Source organism: Microcoleus sp. MON2_D5 (genome assembly GCF_036701905.1).
Taxonomy (GTDB): domain Bacteria; phylum Cyanobacteriota; class Cyanobacteriia; order Cyanobacteriales; family Microcoleaceae; genus Microcoleus.
On record NZ_JAUBRM010000085.1, the window covers coordinates 18,331 to 27,714 of the forward strand.

A 9,384-nucleotide genomic window follows, 5' to 3' on the forward strand; every position below is an offset into this window, starting at 1 on the left:
CCGATCGCTTTTATCATGTCCCTATCGCCATCTATCCGACTACGACTAAAAGGCTATGCAGAAGATTGAAAAAGCATCATTCCCAGCTTTGAGAAGTGCCCCGAACCAGCCGGACTGGCTAGAATTGGCAGAATACGCCTCTGTGGCTGGTTCAGCAATTGGCACGATTACTGCTGTATTGTCGGGCCAAATTCTCTACGCTGCCGCCCCCTTAACCGCAGCACTCTCGCTGAATCTCGCCAATCGCCAGCGTTTCGAGCAACAAATGCAACAAAAGGCAAATTCTGCCATCGCGGACGTACAGGCCGCAGTAGAACCTCGATCGCAGCAAGTTCAGATACTACCTGGAGAACCTGCAGAACTCTACACCGCCGTCTCCGACTTGCAGCAGAAACTCCTCGGCTTGGAATCCGGCGTCATCGCCGAGGTACAAGCTGCCGTAGCCTCCCTCGAACGCCAAGCGCAGGCGCTTCCGGCAGATTCTGAGGATTTCAACACGCAACTGTCGGATTTGCAGCAGAAAGTCCGCCTTTTGGAAAATAGCGCCCTGAGAGAGCATGATTGGGAAAATGTCAACGTCCGATTTTTATTGATGGGCGAAAAGTTAACTGAAGTTAAAACTATTACGGCTCAGTTACAGGAGCGATCGAACGAAGTAGACTTGGATCAAATCCAAGGTTCTCTGAAGCAATTGCAGGATTTGCTCGATCGACCCACAATAGACACAGGGATGTTGCAAACCGAGATTCAGCATTTGCAGCAGCAAGTTTCCGAGTTGCAGAGGCAAAATCAAGAAATTGTCAAGCCTTATTTGCAGCGTCTGACTCGTGCCGTGAAGAAACTATCAGCAAATTAGTCTTACTTATTCGTTTTTCGTAGGGTGCTGCGCGGGTACCTTCCGGGATTTTTTTGTAGGGGGCTCTTCTGCCGCGCACCTTACCAATTACCAATTACCCGTTACTAAATTTTTGCCAAGCTTGCCAGAAAACATAAATCGATAAGATTGCCAAGAGCGATCGAAAAGCTAAACTAACAATGCGATCGGGCAATCTCGGCAAAAACCGCGTGCTCACCTGCGCGCCCAACAAACCGCCGCCCCCCAGAATCAACCCCACAACCCACAAAACATTGCCGCGCGCCGCGTGTCCCGCCGTCGCCGAAATTGCCGTGATGACGATGACACCTAAGCTGGTTTGAATTGCGGTTTTAATGCTTTCTCCTAACAGCAAAATTTGCAGGGGAACCATAATCACGCCGCCGCCTACGCCGAACAAACCGGCTAATAAACCCGCAGCACTGCCGGTAGCAATTTTAGCAAAAGTTGGATTGAATAAAATATTAGAATTTTTGGGTAATTCGTGATTGGTAATTGGTAATTGAGCCTTGTCTCCTTGTCCCGCTTCTCCTCTTAGTTCCTCTTGTTCTGCTTCCGCTTTCTTCTTAGCTGTCAGATGCTTGCGAACTTCAATCAAATAAATATTCAGCCACAGCAACAACCCAAAAGTAAGTAACAGCAAGTAAGGCGGAAATATCCCCGCCAAATAAGCACCGATTTGTGCGGTAATGACGGCTGGAAATCCGATGCCTGCGACTTGGCTCAAGCTGAGGTAGCCCATGCGCCAATTCTGGATACTGCCAGAAATAGCTGTAATGACGATCGACAAACCGCTAGTAGCAACCGCTTGTACCGGGGCGTACTTGAGAGCAACCAACAAAGGCACGAGCACCGTACCGCCGCCGATACCCAAAAATCCAGCTAGAATTCCGGCAAAAATTCCTGCCGCACCGAGAATCAATAATTCAGTGATAGTCATTAGTTATTAATCAACAGTTAACAGTTAACAGTCAACAGTTAACAGTCAACAGTCAACAGTTAACAGTTAACAATCAAATTTTAAGAATCATTAGTCGTGCCGTCCGGCATAATTGCCCGCCTCAAATCTGCATCGCGGAAGTTAGTTCGATTGAGATTAGCGTCAATCAAAACCGCTTCCAACAAAACAGCCCCGCTAAAATTAGACCAGCACAGCTTGGCACGGTACAAATTAGCACCGCTCAAATTAGCTTTTGCTAGCGTTGACCAACTCACATTAGCAACTCTCAAATTAGCATTGCTCAGATTAGCTTCGCTCAGATTAGCTCCCACCATCGTTACTTGGCGCAAGTCTGCACCAGTCAGGTTAGCCCCGCTGAGCATCGCCCCGCTGAGAATTGCCTGATTGAGGTTAGCTCTTTCTAAAAGCGACTGGCTAAGAATGGCATTTGTCAGGTTTACCGCTTTGAGAGTTGACCAACTCAAATTTGCCTTCATCAAATTAATGCGAATCATGCTAGCGTCGGTTAAGTTGGCCGCAAACAAATTCGCTTCGGTAAAGTTGGCTTCGGTCAAATTAGCTTCCGTCAAATTAGCCTTGGTCATATTGACTTCTCTCGCCATTGATCCGCGCAGGTTGGCTCCCATCAGGTTAGCCCCGCTGAGATTGGCGCGGCTCAAATCGGTACCGATGAGATTTGCTTCGCTGAGGTTGGCTTCCGTCAAGTCCACCCCTGCCAATTTCACCTCGCGCAAGTTCGCTCCCGTCAGGTTAGCGCCTTTGAGGTTTGCGTCTTGGAAATTCGATCTGGTAAAGTTAGCCTCGCTGAGGTTTACCCCTTTTAAGTCGGCCCCGACGAGATTAATCTCTCGAAAATTTCTTTCTCCGGCCGCATATTGCCTCAGAATTCGATCGGCCTCCATGTCATTCGCCTCGCAATTTTTTTAAACGTTAGAGTGATGGGTGTTACCACATCATCCCAGATAACCACGGTATTCACTCTGCACGCTGTAGTATCTGTAGAATCTTTGCACGGCTTTCCGGGCACTGCTGTGCCACTGCCTCCTAAAAGGTCTGACAAATATCAAAGCTTCTGAGAAAATCAACAATAGGGTAAAACTCTCAGCGCTCGGCACTGAGTCAGTCGATTTTAGATTTTAGATTTTAGATTTGCTCCACAGATTCATCTGGGAGCCGGAACTTTGGTCTAAAATTATGGGCTCACCACGACGATTATCGGAAACTTGTATTCGTTTTTGGGCGAGCTGGCAGTTGACAACTGACAACGGTCAACTGTCAACTGTCAACGGTCAACTGTCAACAGACAAAGGAAATTTTAAAATGCCTGAAAATTTGAGAAGCCAAGCTGTGACTGGGGGCGTGCAGCGCGCGCCCAACCGAGCAATGCTGCGGGCAGTCGGTTTTGGTGACGGCGATTTCACTAAGCCGATTGTGGGGATTGCCAACGGGTACAGCACGATTACGCCCTGCAATATGGGATTGAACGAGCTCGCTTTGCGGGCCACTGCGGGTGCAAGGGAAGCTGGGGCGATGCCGCAGATGTTCGGTACGATTACTATCAGCGACGGGATCTCGATGGGAACTCAAGGGATGAAATATTCTCTGGTGTCGAGAGATGTAATTGCTGATTCCATCGAAACTGTTTGCAACGGCCAAAGTATGGACGGGGTGCTGGCTGTCGGCGGTTGCGATAAGAATATGCCGGGGGCGATGATTGCGATCGCCCGCATGAACATTCCTGCTATTTTTGTTTACGGCGGCACGATCAAGCCAGGACACCACAACGGAAAGGATTTAACCGTTGTCAGCGCTTTTGAAGCAGTCGGTCAATTCAGCGCGGGCAAAATTGACCAAACAGAACTCAATGCAGTGGAACAGAATGCTTGTCCGGGTGCGGGTTCTTGCGGCGGAATGTTCACAGCAAATACGATGTCGAGTGCTTTTGAAGCGATGGGCATGAGTTTGCCTTATTCTTCGACAATGGCTGCTGAGGATGCCGAAAAAGCTGACAGCGCTGCCGAATCTGCAAAAGTTGTCGTGGAAGCGATCCGCAAACAGTTGTTACCGAGCCAAATTTTGACTCGCAAGGCCTTTGAAAATGCGATCGCGGTAATCATGGCAGTCGGCGGTTCAACCAATGCTGTGCTGCATTTATTAGCCATTTCCAATGCGATCGGCGTTGAGTTGTCCCTCGACGATTTTGAAACTATTCGAGCAAAAGTGCCCGTGCTGTGCGACCTCAAACCCAGCGGCAAATACGTAGCAACCGATTTGCACAAAGCCGGCGGCATTCCCCAAGTAATGAAAATCCTGCTAGAACAGGGTTTGCTGCACGGAGACGCGCTGACTATTACGGGTCAAACTCTTGCGGAAGTGTTAGCAGATATTCCAGCCGAACCCCGCACCGACCAAGATGTCATCCGCCCTTGGAACAACCCGATTTACGCTCAAGGACATTTAGCAATTCTCAGGGGAAATCTGGCAACAGAAGGAGCAGTTGCTAAAATTACTGGCGTTAAAAAAGCGCAAATTACTGGCCCAGCGCGGGTATTTGAATCTGAAGAAAATTGTTTGGAGGCAATTTTAGCGGGCAAAATTCAAGCCGGAGATGTGATTGTCGTCCGCTACGAAGGGCCCAAAGGCGGGCCGGGAATGCGCGAAATGTTAGCACCAACTTCGGCAATTATTGGCGCTGGTTTGGGGGATTCTGTAGGGTTAATTACTGACGGCCGCTTCTCTGGCGGAACTTACGGCATGGTTGTCGGGCACGTGGCACCCGAAGCGCAAGTTGGCGGGACAATTGCTTTGGTACAAGAGGGCGATTCAATTACGATTGATGCTCAAAATCGCTTGTTGCAGCTCAATGTTTCTGATGCAGAATTGGAGCAGCGGCGGGCTCTTTGGCAGCCTCCTAAACCTCGCTATACTAGGGGCGTTTTGGCTAAATACGCTAAGTTGGTTTCTTCTAGCAGTGTCGGTGCTGTGACTGATTTGGGTTTGGGTTAAAGTTGGAAATTTTTTAACCGCAGATGAAGGCAGATAAACGCAGATAAAATCCTATCTGCGTTCATCTGTGTCCATCCGCTGATATCTGCAGTTACAAAAATCCCAAATTAACGGCGCTGATTCAAAAAGCGGCTAGCCATCGACATGGCGTCAGTAATATCTACATCGCCGTCTCCATCTCCATCTAAAAACGTATTCAAAACGGGATTTCCGCCCTGGGCTGGATTTTGGGCGTTGCCGCCGGTTTGTAGCAAATTCAGTACCAGCGGCACCAAAACAGGTATCATCGCTTGCACTGTGGCGTTATTTAAACCGGTTCTTTGGGCGATATCGGCTATTATTTGCGTCAGTTGGCCGGCTCCGAACAAACTCTGTACCGCTTGGGAATTGGGATTTGTACCGCTAAATTGGTTGACAAGTTGTTGAGCTTGTGCGTCTCCCGACTGCGATCGCACGTTTTGCAATGCCGATCGCACGTGTCCGCCCAAAACCGACATTGCTAGCTGAGTCGTACCCGCATCGATGCCCTGGTTGCCGCTCAACTGCTCTACCGCACCGAGAATGTTGCCCAACTGATTGGGGCTTGCTTGTTGGTTGGGATTGTCGATCGCGCTCAAAATTTGGTCAAATAGTCCCATAATTTTCGCTCCGTACAGTGATTGCTCAACTTTAAATTATAGCAAATCCTGTTTTTCAAGATTATGGAAAATAGTTTTTATTTTGGTATTATCACTCACCCAGTGGGGTAGCGAGAGCCAGTCAGTAAGCAATCTCATACAATTTTAGATTTTAGATTTTAGATTTTAGAGATGGAATGAATTATGACATCAGATTGGGGTAAGGATTCAGGTATCTGAAACGTAGTCACAGAAAGACTTCTAGAATTCAATTCTTCGCTAAATCAACAGCTTAATTCTCAATAGGTACGAGAATCAAAGCTTTCATGGTTTATTAATAAGAATGGATATTTGATGATTATTCGCTCGAATGGTTACACCGTATAGATTTTACTGCTTTTCACCTGACCTGAATCCTTACAGATTGGGGAGCTTGCTTGCAGTTGCATTCTTTTTCCCAACAGGGATAAAAACGGATGATTTTTAAGTTTTTACAGTTCCTCTTTTTTCGGCCTTGGTTGGCACTTTCTCGTTGCCTATGGAATTTGATTCCCGAGCAATTGGAGGTGGTAAGAGCGGATTTGGCCTTGAATCCTCATGCTTAATCGGCAGGGCGATCGAAAATTCCGTCCCCGTTCCCACCTCCGACCAAAAGTTAATCGTCCCCCCGTGTTTCTTAACAATAATTTCGCGACCAATTGCCAATCCCAAACCAGTACCTACACCTCTCGGTTTAGTAGTAAAGAATGTTTCAAACATTTTTTGTTGACTCTCGGGCGCTATTCCCATACCGTTATCAGAAATTCGCACTAGCACGGAGTCGTCGTCCAAGTATTCTGTAGCAATCACAATTCTCGGCGAAAAACTCGGTGTTCCTTGTTTGCTTGAGTCCGAAGCCGATTGTTTTTTCGCCTCCTCAGAGCTGGTTTTCTCAATTTTTGCTTTCTCTTCCACAGCATCTAGTGCATTGTTCAGAAGATTCACAAATACCTGGTAAAGCAAACCCATATAGCCTTCAACAGGCGGAATATTCCCGTAATTGCATACCACTTCAATGCCCTGTTTGATGCGGCTGTTGAGAATGAGCAAACTGCTGTCTATGCAGGCGTGCAAATCGACGGGATGAGGGGCAGCCTCATCGAGGCGAGAAAAATCTTTCAAACTTAAGATAATAGCTTTGGCTCTTTCAGCGCCTACTTGCATCGAGTCAAATATTTTGATCAAATCTTCTTTGAGAAAATCGATGTCTATTTCTTCGCCTTTCGCCAGCACTGCAGCAGGCGGGTTGGCAATTTCTGTTTCGTAAGTTTTGAGCAAATCTAAAATATCTTCAACATAATTTCGGGCTGGGTCGATATTGGCATAGATAAAATTGATTGGGTTGTTAACTTCGTGAGCAACACCGGCTAACATCCGCCCCAAAGTTGCCATTTTCTCATTTTGAAGTATCTGGGTTTGTTGTTCAGATTTCAATTCTTGTAGCAACTGATTTACTTTCTGAATCAGTTGATTCAGCGAAGCTGCTAATACTCCCACTTCATCGGTGCTGGTAACTGGTACTTGCAACTGAAAATTAGATTCTTCAGTGACTCGCTGAGCAATTTTAGTTACAGCGGCGAGGGGTTTGGCGATCGCCCGACTGGTGAAGCCCGCCAGCACTGCTGCTACGACGATCGACAGTGCCATGCTACCCAAAATTATTTGCACCCGCAGCGCCTGGGCTCGCAGCAGATCCTCCCGCCCTGCATCTTCTTGCTCTTGGGCGCGATCGATAATTGCTGCTATATCATTGACAGCCGTATCTAGTTGCAACCCTGTTTTATTTCGAGCGACATTCGATAACAACTTACGTTTTACGCTTTGTTGAGCGGGGTTATTGGGCAACTGACTAATTTTTTTATTAACTATTTCTAGTTGATAAATATAATTAGACAGTAACGAATCGCAAGTATTTCTAAATTTACTTATCCCTTTTATTTGTTTCAGGTATTTAGGTTTCTTAACTTCAGATAGTAACTCTTTTAAGCTGTAAATATTCTTTTGTAGCTGTTGGTATTTGCTGTCAAATATTTGGGGCTTGTCGATGCCGTAAATCAGCCACTCTTGGCTGTTTTGCGTTCGCACTAAAGCCACCTGCAACTTATGTAAAAGCTGAGTTTCTCGATCGAGGTGTACTTGATTGTTAATTCTGCGATAGTAATGAGTGCCCACCAACATCCCGACAGTCGTTCCCCCAATCGCAACACAAAGAGCCAGTGCGTACCCACGGCAGATTTTGTCATGAATACTGAGGTTGCCCAAGGAACGGGCTATGTGAGCGAAATAATTGGGCTTTGGTGGCTGGGTCTCTTTGATGTTATGCTCGCAAGAGGTAGAGAGTTCTTGTGAAGGCTGATTCAGATGTTTGAGCTGCATAGATGCTAACCTGTGAATAATTCACGCACTGACAATTCAGTCTACCTTAACTCGCGGCGGATTTGAGAGTACCGCATTGATATTTAATGTGATAATTTTTGTAACTTAGGATGCTTTTACCTTGCCTAAGAAACCCGGTTTCTCGTTGCCGCTTTCGGAGCTTCCAGGAGGCACTGACCTTAAGAAACCAGGTTTCTGGATACTTCATGTGATATTTTATTCTTAATAAAAAAGTATGGCTCCACTCGCGAGGGAATAAATCACCGAATAAATAAGTAGGTAGATGCAAATAAGCCAGCCTGCGGTTCGGTAGACTAATAAGCTGTAGCTTAAGTAGGTAGGCCGGAAAAATAATCTTTATGTAACTAAATATTAAGTAGCGTGATTAAAGTGAAATTTAACAGATTGTGTACGGTAGTTTCCTCTTTCTCCTCTAACTTCTAATCCATGAATTACGGCGTGGCGACTTCTAACTTCAAGTCAAATATCTCTCCAGGGTAAACGCATCTAAATTAAGTTGACAGAAAATCCTATTTTTGCGTTAGGTTTTTTCAGAAAAAACCATTCTTAACACTCTTAAATATAATGCAATTAACCCATTTAAAATCGAGCTTTAAGAACTTCTGAATTCTCAAAGCTGAATCAATTTAGATCGGGAATCCGTTTTAGTTTTCGAGCGTTAGCTGGCCGAGTCTAAAATTTGAACTAAATAATTATTATCCATTCCCGCCAGATATCGCTTCATTTTTAAACTTCCTTTAAATTCTTTTTCCTGTTTCAGTAAATTGACAGCTAAACGACGTATAAGAGCAAAATTTTCAGGAGAATGATCTTTACGAATGCGACTCTTGTCTTCAGAAAAAGTAACATCCAATGTCCAATCTAAGCTATTTTCAATACCCCAATGACTGCGAATTGCTTGAGCAATATTCTCGGCATTACTGGCTAAACTACTTAAATAAAACCGAACTTCTGTGGAAGTTTTATTCCACAAACGTCTTTCACTGACGACCATCACAACCGTTTTTAATCCAGTCCATAATGATTGATTATGAAGAGGTGGCAACTCCGAGACTGCCACCGTCCAAATTTGTCTTTTTTCAACTCGATGATGCCCTCCTTCTATTTGTTGATAATAGCTATGCTCTCTGCCAGCAAACTCTTCTTTACGAGCTAATTCAAACCAGTTTTTTACGTCTTTATGAATGAGTTTTTGATTTCCCTTTAGCGCTAAAAGATAATCTCCTTTCTTCTTAATTATGAGCGCTGCTATTTCTTTCTGACATCCCATAGAATCGATGGTTATTATGCTTTTTTCAATTTCTAGCAGCTCTAACAAAGCCGGAATTGCTGTCACTTCGTTTGATTTCTTATTGACTTTTTTTTGTCCTAAAACTAATTGATGGGACGCCGACCATGCACTGACTATATGTAACGGTTTTTGGCTTTGATTCCGGTCATAAGATTGTTTCATTGTTTTGCCATCGATGGCTATGACTTCTAGCTCCAAT

Annotated in this window: 7 protein-coding genes; 2 read left to right on the forward strand and 5 right to left on the reverse strand. The window is 45.4% G+C overall.

Annotation, left to right across the window (positions count from 1 at the left end; all coding sequences use genetic code 11):
- Positions 1-55: 55 nt before the first annotated feature.
- Entirely contained in the window at positions 56-856 is an 801-nt protein-coding gene (locus QUA47_RS24670; RefSeq protein ID WP_333405865.1) for a hypothetical protein, read from the forward strand.
- Positions 857-950: 94 nt separating this feature from the next.
- On the opposite strand, the gene QUA47_RS24675 is transcribed toward QUA47_RS24670, so the two are convergent.
- Both QUA47_RS24675 and QUA47_RS24680 read right to left on the reverse strand, forming a co-directional pair.
- On the reverse strand, positions 951-1,814 hold the full coding sequence (locus QUA47_RS24675; protein WP_333432694.1) for a sulfite exporter TauE/SafE family protein: 864 nt from the start codon (positions 1,812-1,814) through the stop codon (positions 951-953).
- A gap of 80 nt (positions 1,815-1,894) precedes the next feature.
- On the reverse strand, positions 1,895-2,737 hold the full coding sequence (locus QUA47_RS24680; RefSeq protein ID WP_333214487.1) for a pentapeptide repeat-containing protein: 843 nt from the start codon (positions 2,735-2,737) through the stop codon (positions 1,895-1,897).
- A gap of 418 nt (positions 2,738-3,155) precedes the next feature.
- Here QUA47_RS24680 and ilvD point away from each other — a divergent pair, with 418 nt between their 5' ends.
- Positions 3,156-4,841 carry a dihydroxy-acid dehydratase gene (gene ilvD / locus QUA47_RS24685; protein ID WP_333432697.1) on the forward strand — a complete coding sequence of 562 codons (1,686 nt, stop codon included), beginning with the start codon at positions 3,156-3,158 and terminating at the stop codon, positions 4,839-4,841.
- Positions 4,842-4,948: 107 nt separating this feature from the next.
- On the opposite strand, the gene QUA47_RS24690 is transcribed toward ilvD, so the two are convergent.
- From QUA47_RS24690 to QUA47_RS24700, 3 genes are all read right to left on the reverse strand, one after another.
- A complete protein-coding gene (locus QUA47_RS24690) occupies positions 4,949-5,479 on the reverse strand; it encodes a hypothetical protein (protein WP_333405869.1) in 531 nt (176 codons plus the stop codon).
- Between the two features lie 462 nt (positions 5,480-5,941).
- Positions 5,942-7,873 carry an ATP-binding protein gene (locus QUA47_RS24695; protein ID WP_333432695.1) on the reverse strand — a complete coding sequence of 644 codons (1,932 nt, stop codon included), beginning with the start codon at positions 7,871-7,873 and terminating at the stop codon, positions 5,942-5,944.
- 679 nt (positions 7,874-8,552) lie between these two features.
- Positions 8,553-9,384, reverse strand: an 832-nt coding sequence (locus QUA47_RS24700) for an ISAs1 family transposase (protein ID WP_333432696.1), incomplete at its 5' end; no start/stop codon positions are given.

What these genes read in the sequence shown, in the direction of transcription:
- QUA47_RS24670 (WP_333405865.1), top strand. Translation starts at nt 56, where the DNA reads ATGCAGAAGATTGAAAAAGCATCATTCCCAGCTTTGAGAAGTGCCCCG.
- QUA47_RS24675 (WP_333432694.1), bottom strand. Translation starts at nt 1,814, where the DNA reads ATGACTATCACTGAATTATTGATTCTCGGTGCGGCAGGAATTTTTGCC.
- ilvD (WP_333432697.1), top strand. Translation starts at nt 3,156, where the DNA reads ATGCCTGAAAATTTGAGAAGCCAAGCTGTGACTGGGGGCGTGCAGCGC.
- QUA47_RS24680 (WP_333214487.1), bottom strand. Translation starts at nt 2,737, where the DNA reads ATGGAGGCCGATCGAATTCTGAGGCAATATGCGGCCGGAGAAAGAAAT.
- QUA47_RS24690 (WP_333405869.1), bottom strand. Translation starts at nt 5,479, where the DNA reads ATGGGACTATTTGACCAAATTTTGAGCGCGATCGACAATCCCAACCAA.
- QUA47_RS24695 (WP_333432695.1), bottom strand. Translation starts at nt 7,873, where the DNA reads ATGCAGCTCAAACATCTGAATCAGCCTTCACAAGAACTCTCTACCTCT.